This window comes from Pseudomonas sp. NPDC008258, assembly GCF_042956345.1.
Taxonomy (GTDB): Bacteria; Pseudomonadota; Gammaproteobacteria; order Pseudomonadales; family Pseudomonadaceae; genus Aquipseudomonas.
Genome location: NZ_JBIBGE010000004.1, coordinates 192,710 through 209,728, shown reverse-complemented (window position 1 = coordinate 209,728; position 17,019 = coordinate 192,710). Strand labels below are relative to the sequence as shown.

At 63.6% G+C, this 17,019-nt stretch carries 19 protein-coding genes; 10 read left to right on the top strand and 9 right to left on the bottom strand.

Going from position 1 to position 17,019, the window contains the following annotated elements; genetic code table 11:
* Window positions 1–36 precede the first annotated feature (36 nt).
* Together ACFY9W_RS05000 and ACFY9W_RS04995 are read left to right on the top strand one after the other, a co-directional pair.
* Window positions 37–702 (top strand): TetR/AcrR family transcriptional regulator, encoded by a 666-nt coding sequence (locus tag ACFY9W_RS05000; RefSeq protein ID WP_391126570.1) that lies wholly within the window; start codon window positions 37–39, stop codon window positions 700–702.
* 35 nt (window positions 703–737) lie between these two features.
* A complete protein-coding gene (locus tag ACFY9W_RS04995; RefSeq protein ID WP_391126567.1) occupies window positions 738–1,592 on the top strand; it encodes a rhodanese-like domain-containing protein in 855 nt (284 codons plus the stop codon).
* 128 nt (window positions 1,593–1,720) lie between these two features.
* Here ACFY9W_RS04995 and ACFY9W_RS04990 read toward each other — a convergent pair whose 3' ends face one another.
* Genes ACFY9W_RS04990 through ACFY9W_RS04975 form a run of 4 tightly spaced genes read right to left on the bottom strand, consistent with a single transcriptional unit; the run spans window position 1,721 to window position 6,226 of the window.
* Window positions 1,721–2,713 carry a hydrolase gene (locus tag ACFY9W_RS04990; protein ID WP_391126564.1) on the bottom strand — a complete coding sequence of 331 codons (993 nt, stop codon included), beginning with the start codon at window positions 2,711–2,713 and terminating at the stop codon, window positions 1,721–1,723.
* Window positions 2,714–2,773: 60 nt separating this feature from the next.
* A complete protein-coding gene (gene rsmD, locus ACFY9W_RS04985; protein WP_391126561.1) occupies window positions 2,774–3,388 on the bottom strand; it encodes a 16S rRNA (guanine(966)-N(2))-methyltransferase RsmD in 615 nt (204 codons plus the stop codon).
* Window positions 3,388–4,878, bottom strand: a complete 1,491-nt coding sequence (locus ACFY9W_RS04980) for an insulinase family protein (protein ID WP_391126558.1) — start codon at window positions 4,876–4,878, stop codon at window positions 3,388–3,390. The genes rsmD and ACFY9W_RS04980 overlap by 1 nt, the downstream gene beginning before the upstream one ends.
* Window positions 4,871–6,226 carry an insulinase family protein gene (locus ACFY9W_RS04975; protein ID WP_391126555.1) on the bottom strand — a complete coding sequence of 452 codons (1,356 nt, stop codon included), beginning with the start codon at window positions 6,224–6,226 and terminating at the stop codon, window positions 4,871–4,873. The genes ACFY9W_RS04980 and ACFY9W_RS04975 overlap by 8 nt, the downstream gene beginning before the upstream one ends.
* Window positions 6,227–6,457: 231 nt before the next feature.
* Between ACFY9W_RS04975 and ftsY the strand changes: the two genes are divergently transcribed.
* The 4 genes from ftsY (at window position 6,458) to rpoH (ending at window position 10,652) form a co-directional block, all read left to right on the top strand.
* Entirely contained in the window at window positions 6,458–7,990 is a 1,533-nt protein-coding gene (gene ftsY / locus ACFY9W_RS04970; protein ID WP_391126552.1) for a signal recognition particle-docking protein FtsY, read from the top strand.
* A 2-nt stretch (window positions 7,991–7,992) separates the two neighbouring features.
* A complete protein-coding gene (ftsE, locus tag ACFY9W_RS04965; protein WP_391126549.1) occupies window positions 7,993–8,664 on the top strand; it encodes a cell division ATP-binding protein FtsE in 672 nt (223 codons plus the stop codon).
* The gene (gene ftsX, locus ACFY9W_RS04960; RefSeq protein WP_391126547.1) at window positions 8,661–9,686 is read left to right on the top strand and encodes a permease-like cell division protein FtsX; all 1,026 of its coding nucleotides are present in this window, start codon (window positions 8,661–8,663) and stop codon (window positions 9,684–9,686) included. The genes ftsE and ftsX overlap by 4 nt, the downstream gene beginning before the upstream one ends.
* A gap of 111 nt (window positions 9,687–9,797) precedes the next feature.
* Window positions 9,798–10,652 (top strand): RNA polymerase sigma factor RpoH, encoded by an 855-nt coding sequence (rpoH, locus tag ACFY9W_RS04955; protein WP_391126544.1) that lies wholly within the window; start codon window positions 9,798–9,800, stop codon window positions 10,650–10,652.
* 151 nt (window positions 10,653–10,803) lie between these two features.
* Here rpoH and mtgA read toward each other — a convergent pair whose 3' ends face one another.
* Window positions 10,804–11,514 carry a monofunctional biosynthetic peptidoglycan transglycosylase gene (gene mtgA, locus ACFY9W_RS04950; protein ID WP_026034526.1) on the bottom strand — a complete coding sequence of 237 codons (711 nt, stop codon included), beginning with the start codon at window positions 11,512–11,514 and terminating at the stop codon, window positions 10,804–10,806.
* Between the two features lie 64 nt (window positions 11,515–11,578).
* On the opposite strand from mtgA, the gene ACFY9W_RS04945 reads away from it, so the two are divergent.
* From ACFY9W_RS04945 to trmB, 4 genes are all read left to right on the top strand, one after another.
* Window positions 11,579–11,950, top strand: a complete 372-nt coding sequence (locus tag ACFY9W_RS04945) for a DUF423 domain-containing protein (protein WP_391126541.1) — start codon at window positions 11,579–11,581, stop codon at window positions 11,948–11,950.
* 102 nt (window positions 11,951–12,052) lie between these two features.
* Window positions 12,053–12,253 carry a sulfur carrier protein ThiS gene (thiS, locus tag ACFY9W_RS04940; protein ID WP_346643053.1) on the top strand — a complete coding sequence of 67 codons (201 nt, stop codon included), beginning with the start codon at window positions 12,053–12,055 and terminating at the stop codon, window positions 12,251–12,253.
* Window positions 12,254–12,307: 54 nt separating this feature from the next.
* Window positions 12,308–13,120: a thiazole synthase gene (locus ACFY9W_RS04935; protein WP_201201348.1), complete on the top strand. Its 813-nt coding sequence runs from the start codon at window positions 12,308–12,310 to the stop codon at window positions 13,118–13,120.
* 9 nt (window positions 13,121–13,129) lie between these two features.
* On the top strand, window positions 13,130–13,852 hold the full coding sequence (trmB, locus tag ACFY9W_RS04930; protein ID WP_391126537.1) for a tRNA (guanosine(46)-N7)-methyltransferase TrmB: 723 nt from the start codon (window positions 13,130–13,132) through the stop codon (window positions 13,850–13,852).
* A 629-nt stretch (window positions 13,853–14,481) separates the two neighbouring features.
* Here the strand turns inward: trmB and ACFY9W_RS04925 are convergent.
* From ACFY9W_RS04925 to ACFY9W_RS04910, 4 genes are read right to left on the bottom strand one after another with little or no spacing between them, the layout of a single operon-like run.
* Window positions 14,482–14,808 (bottom strand): DUF3392 domain-containing protein, encoded by a 327-nt coding sequence (locus tag ACFY9W_RS04925; protein WP_284353117.1) that lies wholly within the window; start codon window positions 14,806–14,808, stop codon window positions 14,482–14,484.
* A 9-nt stretch (window positions 14,809–14,817) separates the two neighbouring features.
* On the bottom strand, window positions 14,818–15,993 hold the full coding sequence (gene hemW / locus ACFY9W_RS04920) for a radical SAM family heme chaperone HemW (RefSeq protein WP_391126534.1): 1,176 nt from the start codon (window positions 15,991–15,993) through the stop codon (window positions 14,818–14,820).
* Complete coding sequence (gene rdgB, locus ACFY9W_RS04915; protein WP_391126530.1) at window positions 15,990–16,586, bottom strand: RdgB/HAM1 family non-canonical purine NTP pyrophosphatase; 597 nt, start codon at window positions 16,584–16,586, stop codon at window positions 15,990–15,992. The genes hemW and rdgB overlap by 4 nt, the downstream gene beginning before the upstream one ends.
* Window positions 16,583–17,017: a DUF4426 domain-containing protein gene (locus ACFY9W_RS04910; RefSeq protein WP_391126527.1), complete on the bottom strand. Its 435-nt coding sequence runs from the start codon at window positions 17,015–17,017 to the stop codon at window positions 16,583–16,585. The genes rdgB and ACFY9W_RS04910 overlap by 4 nt, the downstream gene beginning before the upstream one ends.
* Window positions 17,018–17,019 lie beyond the last annotated feature (2 nt).

Genomic DNA, 17,019 nt, shown 5'->3' with positions numbered 1-17,019 from the left:
ACCCTTTGAAGAAGGCCCGCAGACTGGGAGCTGAGCATGGCCCCGCGCATGAAGACCCGAGAGCGCATCGTGCAGAACAGCCTGGAGCTGTTCAACCAGCAGGGCGAACGCAGCGTCAGTACCAACCACATTGCCGCGCACATGGAAATCTCGCCCGGCAACCTGTATTACCACTTCCCCAACAAGCAGGCGATCATCGCCCTGTTGTTCAGCCAGTACGAAGAACTGGTGGACAGCTTCCTGCGCCCGCCACAAGGGCGCGCAGCGACCGTGGAGGACAAGCGCTTCTACCTCAAGGCCTTGCTGGCGGCGATGTGGAACTACCGCTTCCTGCACCGCGACCTGGAGCACCTGCTGGAAAGCGACGCGGAGCTGGCCGCCCGCTACAGGCGCTTTTCCGAACGCTGCCTGCGCCAGGGCCAGGCGATTTATCGCGGCTTTGTCGAGGCCGGCATCCTGACCATGGCACCTGCGCAGATCGAATCGCTGACCATCAATGCCTGGATCGTGCTGACGTCGTGGGTGCGCTTTCTCAGCACCACCCGTGAACATTCCGCGCACCTGGGTGAAGAAGCCTTCAAGCGCGGCGTCTACCAAGTGCTGGTGCTGGAACTCGGCTATGTGACCGACAACGCCCGCAGTGCCGTGGACGCCCTGTGCCAGGAATTCCATGTACCGTTCAACCAGGCCCTGGAACAGTAACCCAGGGCCCTAGTGCCATCGATCAGGAGATTGTCATGCCCCTTGCGCAATTGATCACCCCGCAGCAGTTGGCCGAGCGTCTGGACTCGCCCAAGTTGGTGATCCTCGACTGTCGCTTTGCCCTCGAGGATGTGGACTATGGCCAACGCAGTTACGCCCAGGGGCATATTGCCGGGGCGCATTTTGCCGACCTGGACCGTGACCTTAGCGGGCCTGTGATAAGGCGGCGCACCGGGCGCCACCCTTTGCCTGAGGCGCGGCGCCTGGTCGAACGCTTGTGCGAGTGGGGCCTGGACGATGACAGCGAGGTGGTGCTGTACGACGACGGGCCGGGCGCCTTTGCCGCTCGCGCATGGTGGTTGCTGGCCTGGCTGGGCAAGCGCAGCGGCGTGGCGATTCTCGATGGTGGGCTGAAGGCGTGGCATGCGGCGCACCTGCCTTTAAGCCTGGACTCGCCGCCAAAGCGCGAAGGTACCTTCACTGGTGAGCCGGATGCCAAATTGTTGATCGATGCCGACCACTTGGGCAAGCGGCTGGGTGCTGCGGACCTGACCTTGCTCGATGCACGCGCGTTGCCACGTTTTCGTGGCGAAGTGGAACCGATCGACCCGGTTGCCGGGCATATTCCGGGTGCGCAGTGTGCGGCCTTCACCGACAACCTCGGCGCTGACGGGCGCTTCCTGCCTGCGGACCAGCTCAAGCAGCGCTTTGCCGAAAAGCTGGGCGGGCGTGCGCCGGAGCAGTTGGTGTCTTACTGCGGGTCTGGGGTAACGGCTTGCCATAACCTGTTTGCGATGGCGCTGGCGGGGTACCCGCTGGGCAAGTTGTATGCGGGGTCGTGGAGCGAGTGGATCAATGATCCGCAACGTGGTGTGGCTACCGGCGAGTAAGCAGGCCCGGCCCCATCGCCGGCAAGCCAGCTCCCACAGTGAACATGCAAAGCTTGAGATCTACGCTGTACCTGTGGGAGCTGGCTTGCCGGCGATGAGGGCGGTTGAGCCACTGAAAACCGGGGCTGTTATTGGCCTTCCACCAGCCACTGCGGAATCCGCCGCTCCAGGTAATACCCCGGGTTGCGCAGGCTGCCATCGACAAACCCCACATGCCCGCCGCGGCTGTGCAGCTCGAAGCGGGTCTGCGGTGCCAGTTCACGCGCCGTAGGCAGGCTCTGGCCGGCCACGAACGGGTCATCGCTCGAGTGGATGATCAGCGTAGGCGTGCGGTTCTGGCCGAGGAAGAAGTGGCTCGATGAGCGGCGATAGTAGTCGTGCGCATCGCGAAAGCCGTTGAGCGGAGCAGTGACTTTGCCGTCGAAATCCCAGAACGTGCGCAGGTTGGTCAGTTGCCCCAGGCGCTGCAACGCCGCCAGCCGTTCATGCTGGCCCTGCTCATGGAAGTGCCGCTGCTTGAGCTGAACATACGCCAGCATCTCGCGCATGAAATGCGCCTGATACACCTTGGAGAACCCCTGGCCGATACGGTCGGCACAGTGGTCCAGGCGAAAGGGTACCGACACGGCAACTGCCGCCTCCAGTTGGCTGGCAACGCCGCTCTCGCCCAGGTATTTCAACAGCACATTGCCACCCAGCGAGTAACCCACCGCGTACAGCGGGGCCAAGGGGCGCTTTGTGCGCAGGTGGCTGACAATTTCCGCCAGGTCTTCGCTGGCGCCGGAGTGGTAGCTGCGCGGCAACAGGTTGGGCTCGCCTGAGCAGCCACGCCAGTTCACCGCCACGCTGGCCCAGCCGCGCCCTTGCAGCGCTTGCTGCAGGCCTTTCACATACGGCGAATGTGACGAGCCGGTCAGCCCATGCAGCACAAGCACCAGTGGCGCATGTGGCTCATGGGGGCCATGCCAGTCGAGGTCGATGAAGTCGCCGTCGGCCAGCCACAGCCGCTCGCGGTTGCGCTGCAGTTCAGGCAGCTTGCGCCACAGGGGCCCCCACAGGGTTTGCAGGTGGGGGTTGGAAAGGCCGGTGGCCGGGCGAAATGTGGCGCTTGGGCTGGGCATACTGGGCGACTCGTGATGTGCCTGCCTAGAGTGCCATGAAAAAGCGCCACAGTACCTGCGCTATTGGTCGGTTGTGGCCCTTTGCCAGAGCGCGTAGTGCACCTGACCGGTTTTTTTCTCACGATGCAGGCGCCAGTTGCCCGGCAGTTGCAAGGTTGAAGGCGCTGCCTCGCTTTCGGTATAGACCCACGCCTGTTCGCCCAGCCACTGGTTCTGCTCCAGCAGGTTGCAGGTGTTGGCTAGCAGGTCCTGGTGGAAAGGCGGGTCGAGGAACACCACATCGAACTGCTGCTTGGCCGGGCCTTGCAGGTAGCGCAGGGCATCGGTTTGCAGGATCTGCCCGCGTGGGCAGCGCAGGATCTCGAGGTTGTTCTTCAGGTTGGCGATGGCTGCCGGGTTGCTGTCTAGCGCCACGGCGTCCTTGGCCCCGCGCGAGAGGGCTTCGAGCACCAGTGCGCCACTGCCGGTGAAGGCATCCAGCACCTGGGCACCTTCGATGTAGGGTGCCAGCCAGTTGAAAACGGTTTCGCGCACGCGATCAGGCGTTGGCCGCAGGCCTTCACCCTCCGGTACCGCCAGGCGGCGGCTGCGCCACTCGCCGGCGATGATGCGCAGGTGGCCCTGGCCCTTGCTTTGGCCCGGTTGCGGGCGGGCGGGAGGGGTGGATCTAGGCATTAGTGCTCCGGTACCCCGAGCGGCTGCTCGGAGGGCTTGTCAGTGGGGGCTGGCAGCGGTTTTTGTGGCACTTTCGGGCCAACGGTGACGATCACCAGTTTATCGGCTGACAGGTGTTTGTTCATCGCTGCCTTGACCTGCTCGACGGTGAGGGCCTGGGACTGCTGCATGAAGTCCTCCAGCCAAGTCAGCGGCAGGTTGTAGAAGCCGATGGCGCCCAACTGGCCGACGATACTGGCGTTACTGGCGTTGGACAGCGGGAAGCTACCGGCCAGTTCGCGCTTGGCATCGTCCAGCTCTTGCTGGGTAGGGCCGGCCTTGAGGTAGTCGGCGAGAATGTCCTGCACCAGCTTGAGCGTACCTTCGCTGAGTTCGGCACGGGTTTGCAGGTTGATCATGAACGGGCCGCGTACCTGCATCGGGCTGAACACCGAGTACACGCCGTACGTCAGGCCGCGCTTTTCACGCACTTCGCTCATCAGCCGGGTGCCGAACGCGCCGCCACCGAGGATCTGGTTGCCCAGCGACAAGGCTGGCCAGTCCGGGTCCTGACGGTCGATACCCAGTTCGGCCAGCATCAAGTGGGTCTGCTTGGACGGGAAGTCGATGTGGGTCAAGCCGGCCTTGGCTTCGGTTGGCTGGGCTGGGGCGGCAAGCGCCGGGCCCTTGGGCAGGCCGGCAGACACCTGGGCGGCAATGGCTTCGGCCTCGGCGCGGCTCAGGTCACCGACCAGGGCGATGACCGCGTTGCCGCCGGTATAGGCCTTGGCGTGGAAGGCGCGCAGTTGTGCCAGGGTGATGCCGTTGATGCTTTCGGCGGTACCGTCACTAGGGTGGGCGTAAGGGTGCTCGCCGTAGAGCTTGCCGAACAGCGCCTTGCCTGCAATCTTGCCGGGGTTCTGCTTCTCGTATTCGAAGCCGGCCAGCATCTGGTTCTTGATGCGTTTGAGAGCGTCTTCGGGGAAGGTCGGTTTGCCGGCCACTTCAGCGAAAAGCTTGAGTGCCGGTTCGCGTTTGTCCTTGGCGCTGAGGCTGCGCAACGACGCTACGGCCATGTCGCGGTAGGAACCGTTGCCAAAGTCTGCGCCCAGGCCTTCGAAGCCTTCGGCGATGGCGGTCACGTCCTTGCCGGCCACACCCTCGTTGAGCATGGCGTTGGTCAGGGCGGCCACGCCGGGTGTGCTGCCGTCCTGGCTGCTGCCCGCGGCAAACGTGACGCGCAGGTCGAACATGGGCAGTTCGCGGGCTTCGACGAACAATACCCGGGCGCCTTCGGCGGTGTTCCAGTGCTGGATGTTCAGCTGACGCCGGCTGGGCGCCTTGCCATCGAGCTCGGCCAGCGATTGCAAGGTGTTGGCCGGGCGGGCGGCGCTGCTGTCGGCTTTAGCTGCATTGTCGGCCATGGCCGGGGCGGCCAGCACGGCCGCCAGCGCCAAGGCGCGGATACCCGTGGCCAGCAGGGTTGGGCGCGGTGCGCGACGATCACTCATGAGCGGACTCCTCAGGCAGTACATGGGCAACGCTCAGGCGTTCACGGGTGAAATAGGTGCGCGCGGCGTTCTGGATGTCCTGCGGGGTGACACGCTTGAGCTCGTCCAGCTCGCTGTCGATCAGTTTCCAGGACAGGCCGACGGTTTCCAGCTGGCCGATAGTGGTGGCCTGGCTGCTGATGGAGTCGCGGTCGTAGACCAGGCCGGCAATGACCTGGGCGCGCACGCGTTCGAGCTCTTCTGCCGTGGGCGGGGTGGTCTTGAGCTCGTCAAGCAACTGCCAGATGCCTTTTTCGACATCGGCGAGGGTTTTCTGCTTTTGCACGTTCGGCGTAGCCGAGATCAGGAACAGGCTGTCGCCGCGAGTAAAGGCGTTGTAGCTGGACGAAGCACCGGCTACCAGCTCCTGGCCACGCTCCAGGCGGGCCGGCATGCGGGCGCTGTAGCCGCCGTCGAGCAGGGCCGAGATCAGGCGCAGGGCGTGCACGGTACGCGGGTCTTTGGCGGTGGGCAGGCCGGGCACGTTGAACCCGTAGATCAGGCTGGGCAGCTGCGTGCGTACATGCAGGGTCAGCTGACGCTGGCCAGGCTCGGCCAGCTCAAGTGGCAGTTTGGCAGGCGGTACCGCGCGTTTGGGAATGCTGCCGAAGTACTTCTGCGCCAGGCCCTTGACCTCATCGGCTGTGACATCGCCGACCACCACCAGGGTGGCATTGTTGGGGGCGTACCAGCTCTCGTACCAGTGGCGCAGTTCCTCGACCTTCATGCGCTCGAGGTCGGCCATCCAGCCAATGGTCGGGGTGTGGTAGCCGCTGGCCGGGTAGGCCATGGCGCGGAACAGCTCGAATGCCTTGGCGTTGGGCTGATCGTCGGTGCGCAGGCGGCGTTCTTCCTTGATCACCTCGATTTCGCGGCTGAATTCGTCGGCGGGCAGGCGCAGGCTGGCCAGGCGGTCGGCCTCCAGTTCCAGGGCCACCGGCAGGCGGTCGCGGGCCAGCACCTGGTAGTAGGCGGTGTAGTCGTCGCTGGTAAAGGCGTTTTCTTCGGCGCCCAGGTCACGCAGGATGCGCGAAGCTTCACCGGGGCCGATTTTGGCGCTGCCCTTGAACATCATGTGTTCCAGCGCGTGGGACAGGCCGGTCTGGCCCGGGGTCTCGTAGCTGGAGCCGACCTTGTACCAGATCTGCGAGACTACCACCGGGGCCCGGTGGTCTTCGCGTACGACCACTTTGAGGCCGTTGTCGAGGATGAATTCGTGGGTGGGTTGCACATCGGCGGCAAAGGCCGCGAGCGGCAGGCAGAGCGTGCCGAACAACAGGCCAGCGGCGCGGCGGGCTAGAGCATTCATACGGTGTTTAACCTGTTCGGCGGCCCGCTGGGTTTAGCGTCGACGGGCCAGGAGGTGCTAGGATACTGATCCGGTTGCCTGGCGACCATGCCTGTCGCCGTTCTGGCCCACAGGACACTAAGACAAAACGTTGCGCATGAACCAGCCGGCTTCAAGATAGTCTGTTCTGCGTAGAGAGAATTCCCGATGTGCCGTTGCTGGCCCATCGCTACCCTGAGATAGCCGTCCTCCATGTTTGGTTCCAACGACGACAAAAAAGCGCCGGCCGAGGCTGGCGAAAAGAAAGGCCTGTTCAGCTGGTTTCGAAAGAAGCCGCAGCAACCCGTCGCCGAACAGCCACAAGCGCCTGAAGCCCAGGCCGCAGAACCTGTAGCGCCGCAGCCCGCCGTCGAGCACCCTGAAGCTGCTCCGGTAGAGCCGGTGGTTGCAGAAACTCCCGCACCTGCAACCGAGACCCCTCGGGCTTTCGAGCCAGCACCTGCCCCTGAACCTGCACCTGCCCCAGTGGTTGCACCGGTCCTCGAGCCTGCCCCGGTGCCTGAGCCTGCCCCAGTGGTTACCCCAGCTCCCGAGCCTGCACCGGCCCCGGTGGGAGCGGGCGTGCCCGCGAATGCGGAGCCTGCCACCCCGCAGGTCGTGACCCCTGCGCCAGCACCCGCCCCGGTCATTCAAACCGTCGAGCCCCCGGTCAGCAACCTGGTCCTGCCCGTTGCCGAGGAGCCCGTCGCCCTGGTTCCTGACCTGGAGCCAAAGGCCCCGCCGGCGATCCCCGAGCGCCCGGTGGCAGCACCTGTCGAGCCAGAGCCAGAGCCAGCCACAACCGTTACCGAGCAAGCCAAACCAGGCTTCTTCGCCCGCCTCAAACAGGGCCTGTCCAAGACCAGCGCCAGCATCGGCGAGGGCATGGCCAGCCTGTTCCTCGGCAAGAAGGTCATCGACGACGACCTGCTCGATGAAATCGAAACCCGGCTGCTGACTGCCGACGTCGGCGTGGAAGCCACCTCGGCCATCGTCCAGAACCTGACCCAGAAAGTCGCGCGCAAGCAGCTGGCCGACGCCGATGCCCTGTACAAGTCGTTGCAGGAAGAATTGGCCGCACTGCTGCGCCCGGTTGAGCAGCCGCTGAAAGTCCAGGCACAGAACAAGCCCTACGTGATCCTGGTGGTTGGCGTGAACGGTGCCGGCAAGACCACCACCATCGGCAAGCTGGCCAAGAAGCTGCAACTGGAAGGCAAGAAGGTGATGCTGGCTGCAGGCGATACCTTCCGTGCCGCGGCGGTCGAGCAACTGCAGGTGTGGGGCGAGCGCAACCAGATTCCGGTGATTGCCCAGCACACAGGCGCCGACTCTGCCTCGGTGATCTTCGATGCCGTGCAGGCCGCCAAGGCGCGTGGCGCAGACGTGCTGATCGCCGACACCGCGGGGCGCCTGCACACCAAAGACAACCTGATGGAAGAGCTGAAGAAGGTTCGCCGGGTCATCGGCAAGCTCGACGCCGATGCGCCGCACGAGGTGCTGCTGGTGCTCGACGCCGGTACTGGCCAGAACGCCATCAGCCAGGCCAAGTACTTCAACCAGAGTGTCGAACTGACCGGGCTGGCCCTGACCAAGCTGGACGGCACCGCCAAGGGCGGGGTGATCTTCGCCCTGGCCAAGCAGTTCAATATCCCGATCCGCTTCATCGGTGTGGGTGAAGGCATCGATGACCTGCGCACCTTTGAAGCCGAGCCGTTCGTCAAGGCTCTGTTCGCCGAGCGAGACTGACCATGATCCGATTCGAACAGGTTGCCAAGCGCTATCCCAACGGTCATGTGGGTTTGCATGAACTGAGTTTCCGGGCGCGCCGGGGCGAATTCCTGTTCGTCACCGGGCACTCGGGCGCCGGCAAGAGCACCTTGCTGCGCCTGTTGCTGGCCATGGAGCGCCCGACCAGCGGCAAGCTGATGCTGGCCGGGCAGGACCTGGGCCAGATCAGCAACGCGCAAATCCCGTTCCTGCGTCGGCAGATCGGCGTGGTGTTCCAGAACCACCAATTGCTGTTCGACCGCACCGTGTTCAACAACATCGCCCTGCCATTGCAGATTCTCGGCCTGTCCAAGGCCGAGGTTGCCAAGCGCGTGGACTCGGCCCTGGAGCGTGTATCGCTGAGCGACAAGGGCGAGCTGTTCCCGGCCGACCTGTCCACCGGGCAGCAGCAGCGGGTAGGTATCGCACGCGCTATCGTGCATCAGCCGGCCTTGCTGCTGGCCGACGAACCCACCGGTAACCTGGACCCGCGCCTGGCCGCAGAGATCATGGGTGTGTTTGAAGACATCAACCGCCTGGGCACCACGGTATTGATCGCCAGCCACGACCTGGCACTGATTGCGCGCATGCGCCACCGTATGCTGACCTTGCAGCGCGGCCGCTTGATCGGCGATGGGGAGGCTGGGCAATGAGCACTACACGTACGCCGAAGGTTTCCGAACGGGTTGCGCCAAAGCCGGCCGACCCGCAACCGGCAAAGAAAAAACGCGGCGAAGACGACGACGGCCCGGATTTCCGCACGCTGCTGCATGCCTGGCTGGAAAGCCACCGTGCCAGCATGGCCGATAGCCTGCGCCGTCTGGGCAAGCAGCCGATCGGCAGCTTTTTCACCTGCCTGGTGATGGCAGTGGCGCTGAGCATGCCCATGGGCCTGTCGTTGCTGCTGAAAAACATCGAGCAGCTTGGCGGCTCGTGGCAGCGCGCAGCGCAGATTTCGCTGTTTCTCAAGCTGGATGCCGGTAGCCGCGACGGTGAAGCGCTGCGTGATGAGATCAAGGGCATGCCCGGTGTGGCAGACGCGCAATTCGTTAGCCGCGAGCAGGCGCTGGAGGAATTCCAGCAGCAGTCTGGCCTGGGCGAGGCCTTGCGCGAACTGCCTGACAACCCGCTGCCTGGCGTAGTGGTGGTGACCCCGAGCGAGGTCGACAAGCCGGCCCTGGAAGCGTTGCGTCAGCGCCTGTCGGAGCTGCCGAGGGTGGAGGTGGCGCAACTGGACCTGGTGTGGGTCGAGCGCCTCGCAGCCATCCTCAAGCTGGGTGACCGCTTCGTCTTCGGCTTGGCCGTGATGCTGATTGCTGCGTTGCTGTTAGTAATCGGTAACACAATTCGTCTACACATTGAAAACCGCCGCATCGAGATCGAGGTGATCAAGCTGGTAGGCGGCACCGACGCCTACGTGCGCCGGCCTTTCCTGTACATGGGCGCCTTGTATGGCCTGGGTGCGGGCCTACTGGCGTGGGGCATCCTGGCGTTTGGCCTGAACTGGCTGAACGAGGCGGTTGTAGGGCTTTCCGGCCTGTATGGCAGTGATTTCGCACTGGGCGGTGTGCCTGCGTCCGATGGTCTGTCCCTCTTGATCGGAGCAGTGTTGTTGGGGTATATCGGTGCATGGATTGCCGTCGCTCGTCATCTGAACGAGCTGGCGCCGCGATAGTTTTTACGTGCCAGCATTGACATTTTCTTCACCATGGAACTTGTACCGTCGTTCCGGGTCAATGTTGGCAGCGCCCACAAGGCGCGAGTCTGGTAAGTCGGAGGTTCTTGAATGACCACATCGTTGCAACCTGCCTATGCCTTGGTGCCCGGTGCAAACCTGGAAGCCTATGTGCACACGGTCAACAGCATCCCGCTGCTGACGGTCGAGCAGGAGCGTGATCTGGGCGAGCGTCTCTATTATGAGCAGGATGTCGAGGCCGCTCGTCAAATGGTGATGGCCCACCTGCGTTTCGTCGTACATATCGCCCGTAGCTATGCAGGCTACGGGCTGGCCCAGGCCGACCTGATCCAGGAAGGCAACGTTGGCCTGATGAAAGCCGTCAAGCGCTTCAACCCGGAAATGGGCGTGCGCCTGGTGTCTTTCGCCGTGCACTGGATCAAGGCAGAGATTCACGAATTCATCCTGCGCAACTGGCGCATCGTCAAGGTGGCCACCACCAAGGCCCAGCGCAAACTGTTCTTCAACCTGCGCAGCCAGAAGAAACGCCTGGCCTGGCTGAACAACGACGAAGTGCATCGCGTGGCTGAAAGCCTGGGTGTCGAGCCGCGTGAAGTGCGTGAGATGGAAAGCCGTTTGAGTGGCCAGGACATGGCCTTCGACCCGGCAGCCGAGGCGGATGACGACAGCGCCTTCCAGTCGCCTGCGCATTATCTGGAAGACCACCGGTACGACCCGGCGGTGCAACTGGAGAATGCCGACTGGAGCGATAATTCCACCAGCAACCTGCACGAAGCACTGCAAGGCCTGGACGAGCGTAGCCGCGATATTCTCTACCAGCGCTGGCTGGCAGAAGAGAAGGCCACTTTGCATGAGCTGGCGGACAAGTACAGCGTCTCGGCCGAGCGGATTCGCCAGCTTGAGAAGAATGCGATGAACAAGGTCAAGGCGTTGATTGCGGTCTGATCAAGCCTTGGTTGCACAGAAAAGCCGCTGGCCCTGATCGGGTACGCGGCTTTTTTATTTGTGTTGTTTGTACCGGCCTCTTCGCGGGCGCGCCCGCTCCCACATGTACGGCGCAAGTCTTGTGGGAGCGGGCGTGCCCGCGAAAGGGCCCTCAAAGCTTGCGCGAGGTGTCGAGCTGCATCAGGTAGCTGGGCCCACCCAACTGGCTCATCTGCCGGCGAATCCACCCGGCCCGGCTGGCCACGTAGGCGCTCGGCCGGCTGGCACTCCACTTGATCGGGCTAGGCAGCACCGCCGCCAGTTGCGCGGCCTGCTGGCGGCTGAGCCGGCTGGCATCGACGCCAAAGTGATAACGCGCCGCCGCCTGCGCACCAAACACGCCCTTGCCCCACTCGGCGCTGTTCAGGTAGACCTCAAGAATGCGTTCTTTGGACCAGAACAGCTCGATCAGGGCCGTGAACCAGGCTTCCAGCCCCTTGCGGAACCAGCTGCGCCCGGACCACAGGAACAGGTTCTTTGCCACTTGCTGGGTCAGGGTGCTGGCACCGCGAACACTGCCGCCGCGCTCGTTATAGGCCAGCGCCGCCTGGATGGCCGGGATGTCGAACCCCCAATGGCTGGCGAACTTCTGGTCCTCACCCGCGATGACGGCAACTTTCAGCTCATCGGAGATGTTCTCCCATGGTTCCCAGTCGCGTTGCAGGTCGATCGGCTCGCCATTGACCCACGACTGCACCTTTCGCTCGACCATCAGGGCCGTACCGGGCGGCGGCACCCAGCGGAACACCAATACCAGCACGATGCTGCCGGCAGCGAACCAGAGCAGGGCACGGGAGAGGCGGCGGATAAGGGTTGGCAGCATGACGATGGCTTGGCCGTACGGGTGGAAGGGGCCATTATACAGACCCGATACAAGGAGTCGTCCCATGCTTCGCAGCTTCCTGATGCTTGCCGCCTTTTTCGGCTTTACCGGGGTCGCCCTGGGCGCCTTCGCCGCCCATGGCCTGAAAAGCCGGCTGACGGCCGACTACCTGGCTATCTTCCACACCGGCGTGACCTACCAGCTGGTGCATGCGCTGGCGATCTTTGGCGTTGCCGTGCTCTCGGCGCACCTGCCCGGGCGCCTGGTCGGCTGGGCAGGCGGCCTTTTTGCGCTGGGTATCGTGCTGTTCTCCGGCAGCTTGTACCTGCTGACCCTCAGCGGCATCGGCAAGCTCGGCATCATCACCCCGATTGGCGGCCTGTGCTTCCTCGCCGGTTGGTTGTGCCTGGGCCTGGCAGCCTGGCGGCTGGGCTGACCGGTTGGTCCACAATCGCGACTAATGGCGCGCACCGCCCTTGGGTTGCAGGGCGGTTCGGCGCTAGAATGCGGGCCCCAAAGAACAATGGTGGCCGTGCGCATGCGCATTCAACTGAACGGTGAACCTTACGAACTGCCTGCCGGCGAGAGCGTTGCAGCCCTGCTGGCGCGCCTGGAGCTGACCGGGCGCCGCATTGCCGTGGAACTGAACCTGGACATCGTGCCGCGTAGCCAGCACGACAGCACGCTGCTGAACGACGGCGACCAGGTCGAAGTGGTCCACGCCATCGGTGGCGGCTGACAGCAGCCCGGCGGTTCACAAGCAAGCCCTGCAACCTATTCCCGAGGAACAACGATGAGCAACGTTCGTAGCGACAAGCCCTTCATCCTGGCCGGGCGCACTTTCCAGTCGCGCCTGCTGGTTGGCACCGGCAAGTACCGTGACATGGAAGAAACCCGCTTGGCGACCGAGGCCTCGGGTGCCGAGATCGTCACCGTGGCCGTGCGCCGGACCAACCTTGGCCAGAATGCGGGCGAGCCGAACCTGCTCGATGTGCTTTCGCCCGACAAGTACACCATCCTGCCCAATACCGCCGGTTGCTTTGACGCCGTCGAGGCGGTGCGTACCTGCCGCCTGGCCCGTGAACTGCTCGAGGGCTACAAGTCCCATGAGTCGCGGACCCTGGTAAAGCTGGAGGTGCTGGCTGACCAGAAAACCCTGTTCCCTAACGTGATCGAGACCCTCAAGGCTGCCGAAGTACTGGTCAAGGAAGGTTTCGACGTGATGGTGTACACCAGCGATGACCCGATCATCGCCCGCCAGCTGGCCGAAGCCGGCTGCATCGCGGTCATGCCGCTGGCTGGCCTGATTGGTACCGGCCTGGGTATCTGCAACCCCTACAACCTGCAGATCATCCTTGAAGAATCGAAGGTGCCAGTGCTGGTCGATGCCGGCGTGGGTACCGCTTCCGACGCCACCATCGCCATGGAAATGGGCTGCGAGGCAGTACTGATGAACTCGGCTATTGCGCACGCGCAGCAGCCGGTGCTGATGGCCGAGGCCATGAAGCACGCCATCGTCGCCGGTCGCATGGCCTACCTGGCCGGCCGTATGCCGAAAAAACTCTATGCCAGCGCCTCTTCGCCGCTGGATGGTCTGATCAAGTAAGAGCCCCAGATGACTGACTCGCAAGATACGCCGATCGCCGCCGACGGCGACGCCCGCCCACACCGCCGCATCAAGAGCTTCGTGATGCGCGCCGGGCGCATGACCGAAGGCCAGCAACGCGGCCTGGACCAGGGCGGCCCGCTGTACATCCTGCCGCTGGCCGACAGCGCGGTGGACTACGACCAGGTGTTCGGCCGTTCGGCGCCGCGCACCCTGGAGATCGGCTTTGGCATGGGCCATTCCCTGCTGGAGATGGCGGCTGCTGCGCCTGAGCAGGACTTCATCGGGGTGGAAGTGCACCGCCCGGGCGTTGGCGCGCTGCTGAACGGCGTGCTGACCCAGGGGCTGAAAAACCTGCGGGTGTATGACTGCGATGCCATCGAAGTGCTGAACCGCTGTGTGGCGGACAACAGCCTCGACCGCCTGATGCTGTTCTTCCCCGACCCGTGGCACAAGGCGCGTCACCACAAACGCCGCATCGTGCAGCTGGAGTTCGCCGAACTGGTACGGCGCAAGCTCAAGCCTGGTGGCGTGTTCCACATGGCGACCGACTGGGAGCCGTATGCCGAGTACATGCTGGAAGTGATGAGCGCTGCCCCGGGCTATCGCAACCGTGCGGCCGATGGCACCTACGTGCCGCGCCCGGAAGAGCGACCGATCACCAAGTTCGAACGCCGCGGCGAGCGACTGGGGCATGGGGTGTGGGATTTGAAGTTCGAGAAGGTGGATTGATCGGCTGATACGGCCTTTCGATGTGCTGGTGCTTGCAGAAATGCAGGCGAAAAAAACCGCCTTGAGAAAGGCGGTTTTTTTGTGAGCGGCAGGACTGAGTATCCTTCGCTCTGGGATATCACCGAAAACACCCGCACTGCAAAAATATCTTAAGTAGGCTGGCAGAGGCCGTCAATGCTGCGAAACATCCGGCATTACGTGTGTCGGAACCCTTAACAGTCTTGCACGCAGATCCCAAGTATCATCACGTTGCTCCTGTGTAGATGTGATCGGTGATGGGCCGGGTAGGAGAAGAATTCTGCTTTCCGGCCCCTTCGACATGGCCTGAGAACCGTGCCGGCAGCTGTCTTCGAAGGGCCATTAACCTGGCCACTTCACCGAAAGCACTCGCACTGTTTTCGAAGGCATCGAAGTGCCGGTTAGATGCTGGAAGATTGGCCCGCCAACACGGAGGCCAAGGCATATGAAGCGTTTGCTTGATGCGCTGAGCCGCGTCTGGAAGCTTGTCCGGATCTTGGTTGTGCTCAAGACCGTTCGGGACTTCATGCGCGACCACTTCGATGATGCCCGTTAAAGGCTAGTCAGGTGGTAGGGCTGCCCTGGTACTCCGGGGCAGCTTTTAGCAGTGATTACCCTCGGCGATCAGCCACCACACCAATCAACACCAGCACTACCAACAGCACCGGCGCGAGCGCGTAGTTGTTGAACTGGCTCAACCCCTTCACCACCCACGGCGTGGCATAGATCAGCGCCGCACCGCTGCCGATCATCACCATCAGCGCCATGAACGGCACGCGCAGGGCGCCCGCCAGGCCACCAATGCGTTGCTCGGCCCAGGCTTTGACATCGCTACCGAACAGCACCAGCAGGCAGCCTACCAAGGCCAGTGAAATCTCCGACAGGTTACCGCGGCTCCAGCGGGAAACCGTCGCAAGCAGATCAAGTACCAGATCCATGGGTCATCCTTAGGTCAAGAAATACTGCAGCAGGTCATTGAGGAACAACTGGCCCCTTGGCGTGGCCACCAGTCGATCCGGTTCGACCTGTAAAAGGCCCTTTTGTTCGGCGGCGCGGCGTGCCTCGCGCAGTTGCTCCAGTGGCAAGCCGGTGCGCTGGGTGAACAGTTCGGCTTCCACGCCATCGGTCAGGCGCAGGGCGTTCATCAGGAACTCGAACGGCAGTTCGTCGACCGGCAGCAGTTTCTCCCCGGCCTTGAATGGTTTGGCCAGGTTCAGGTAATCCTTGGGCAGGCGGGTCTTCCAGGTCCGCAGGATGCGCCCGTCGGCGAAAGTCAGCTTGCCGTGGGCGCCGGCGCCGATCCCGATGAAGTCACCGAAGCGCCAGTAGTTCAGGTTGTGCCGGGCAGCGCGGCCCGCTTGGGCGTAGGCCGATACCTCGTACTGGCGGAAACCGTGCTCGGCCATCAGTGCCTGGCCGGCCTCCTGGATATCCCAGAGGATGTCGTCCTCGGGCAGCTCAGGCGGCTGGTTCCAGAACACCGTGTTCGGTTCCACGGTCAGCTGGTACCACGACAGGTGCGTCGGCCCCAGGTCGATGGCCTGGCGCAGGTCGCCCAGCGCATCATCCAGGGACTGGTCGGGCAGGCCGTGCATCAGGTCCATGTTGAAGTTGTCAAAACCGGCCGCACGCGCCATGCCGGCAGCACGCACCGCTTCGTCGCCGTTGTGGATGCGCCCGAGCGCCTCCAGCTTGGCTGGCTGGAAGCTCTGCACGCCGATGGACAGGCGGTTGATGCCGGTTTGCCGGTAGGCCTTGAATTTGTCCTGCTCGAACGTGCCTGGGTTGGCCTCCAGGGTGATTTCGATGTCCGGCGCGAACGGGATGCGTTGCTCCACGCCGCGCAGCAGCCGGCCCAGGGCGTTGGCACTGAACAGGCTGGGGGTACCGCCACCGAAGAAGATCGAGCTGATGGGGCGGCCCTGTACGGCGGCCAGCTCCTGATCAAGGTCGTCCAGCAGTGCTGTGACGTAGGCGTCTTCCGGCAGTTCAGGCCCGGCAGCGTGGGAATTGAAGTCGCAGTAAGGGCACTTGCGTACGCACCACGGAATGTGGATGTACAGCGCCAGCGGCGGCAGGCTGGTGAAACCCGCCGCGCCGGGGGTGGACAGCGTTGCGATCATGCCAGGCCCAGACGTTGGCGCAGCAGGGCCATGGCACGGGCGCGGTGGCTGAGCTGGTTCTTGTCCGCCGGGGCCAGGTCGGCGCTGGAGCAGTTGCGCTCCGGCACCCAGAACAGCGGGTCGTAGCCAAAGCCGTGCTCGCCGCTGGCCTCGAACAGGATGCTGCCGTGCCACAGGCCTTCGCACAGGATCGGCAGCGGGTCGTCGGCGTGTCGCACCAAAGCCAGTACGCAGACGAACTGCGCCCCGCGCTCGGTTTCGGGCACGTCTTTCAGGGCTTCGAGCAGCTTGGCATTGTTGGCCGCGTCACCCTTGCCGTCGGCGTAGCGCGCCGAGTAGATGCCCGGCGCACCACCGAGGAAGTCCACCGCCAGGCCGGAATCGTCGGCCAAGGCCGGCAGGCCGGAGATACGTGCGGCGTTGCGCGCCTTGAGGATGGCGTTCTCGACGAACGACAGGCCGGTTTCTTCCGGCTCGACCTGGCTGAATTCACCAATCGAGCGCAGCTGCACGGACTGGCCGAGCATGGCCTGCAGTTCCTTGAGTTTGCCAGCATTATGGCTGGCCAATACGAGTTGCTGGAAATTCATCATTCGCCGGGGAAAACTTCCTGGTTGAAGCTGAGGGAATTGCTGATGCCGCCGGTTTCGATATTCAGGTCGAAGGTGACGGTTTCTGGCTGTTCGATCTTGAACTGGGCAATGTAGTACACCGCGCCCTGTTCGGTAATCTGCTTGAACGACAGCGGGCTAGTACGCCCGGTCAGGTCCTTGACCGTTCCGCTGACAAGCGCCGGGGCTGGCTTGTTGGCCTTGAGCACGGCAATGTTGAGCACGCCCTGGTTCTTGCTGCGTACAAGGCCGGTGGCGGCAGCCACCTCGGGTGTAAGCATGCTCGAAGTGAATGCGCTGTAATGCACCGTCACGTCGCCAAACACTTCCTTGCGCTCGGGCCGGGCGGCATCGGCAGCCAGTACCGGCAAGGCCAGGCACAGGCTGATCAGGAACAGGGCTAGGCGACGCATGG

What these genes read in the sequence shown, in the direction of transcription:
- ftsX (WP_391126547.1), top strand. Translation starts at nt 8,661, where the DNA reads ATGAGCACTACACGTACGCCGAAGGTTTCCGAACGGGTTGCGCCAAAG.
- ACFY9W_RS04980 (WP_391126558.1), bottom strand. Translation starts at nt 4,878, where the DNA reads ATGAGTGATCGTCGCGCACCGCGCCCAACCCTGCTGGCCACGGGTATC.
- ACFY9W_RS04945 (WP_391126541.1), top strand. Translation starts at nt 11,579, where the DNA reads ATGCTTCGCAGCTTCCTGATGCTTGCCGCCTTTTTCGGCTTTACCGGG.
- rpoH (WP_391126544.1), top strand. Translation starts at nt 9,798, where the DNA reads ATGACCACATCGTTGCAACCTGCCTATGCCTTGGTGCCCGGTGCAAAC.
- hemW (WP_391126534.1), bottom strand. Translation starts at nt 15,993, where the DNA reads ATGATCGCAACGCTGTCCACCCCCGGCGCGGCGGGTTTCACCAGCCTG.
- ACFY9W_RS04995 (WP_391126567.1), top strand. Translation starts at nt 738, where the DNA reads ATGCCCCTTGCGCAATTGATCACCCCGCAGCAGTTGGCCGAGCGTCTG.
- ACFY9W_RS04975 (WP_391126555.1), bottom strand. Translation starts at nt 6,226, where the DNA reads ATGAATGCTCTAGCCCGCCGCGCCGCTGGCCTGTTGTTCGGCACGCTC.
- rdgB (WP_391126530.1), bottom strand. Translation starts at nt 16,586, where the DNA reads ATGATGAATTTCCAGCAACTCGTATTGGCCAGCCATAATGCTGGCAAA.
- trmB (WP_391126537.1), top strand. Translation starts at nt 13,130, where the DNA reads ATGACTGACTCGCAAGATACGCCGATCGCCGCCGACGGCGACGCCCGC.
- ACFY9W_RS04990 (WP_391126564.1), bottom strand. Translation starts at nt 2,713, where the DNA reads ATGCCCAGCCCAAGCGCCACATTTCGCCCGGCCACCGGCCTTTCCAAC.
- ACFY9W_RS05000 (WP_391126570.1), top strand. Translation starts at nt 37, where the DNA reads ATGGCCCCGCGCATGAAGACCCGAGAGCGCATCGTGCAGAACAGCCTG.
- ftsE (WP_391126549.1), top strand. Translation starts at nt 7,993, where the DNA reads ATGATCCGATTCGAACAGGTTGCCAAGCGCTATCCCAACGGTCATGTG.
- ACFY9W_RS04925 (WP_284353117.1), bottom strand. Translation starts at nt 14,808, where the DNA reads ATGGATCTGGTACTTGATCTGCTTGCGACGGTTTCCCGCTGGAGCCGC.
- ACFY9W_RS04935 (WP_201201348.1), top strand. Translation starts at nt 12,308, where the DNA reads ATGAGCAACGTTCGTAGCGACAAGCCCTTCATCCTGGCCGGGCGCACT.
- rsmD (WP_391126561.1), bottom strand. Translation starts at nt 3,388, where the DNA reads ATGCCTAGATCCACCCCTCCCGCCCGCCCGCAACCGGGCCAAAGCAAG.
- thiS (WP_346643053.1), top strand. Translation starts at nt 12,053, where the DNA reads ATGCGCATTCAACTGAACGGTGAACCTTACGAACTGCCTGCCGGCGAG.
- mtgA (WP_026034526.1), bottom strand. Translation starts at nt 11,514, where the DNA reads ATGCTGCCAACCCTTATCCGCCGCCTCTCCCGTGCCCTGCTCTGGTTC.
- ACFY9W_RS04910 (WP_391126527.1), bottom strand. Translation starts at nt 17,017, where the DNA reads ATGCGTCGCCTAGCCCTGTTCCTGATCAGCCTGTGCCTGGCCTTGCCG.
- ftsY (WP_391126552.1), top strand. Translation starts at nt 6,458, where the DNA reads ATGTTTGGTTCCAACGACGACAAAAAAGCGCCGGCCGAGGCTGGCGAA.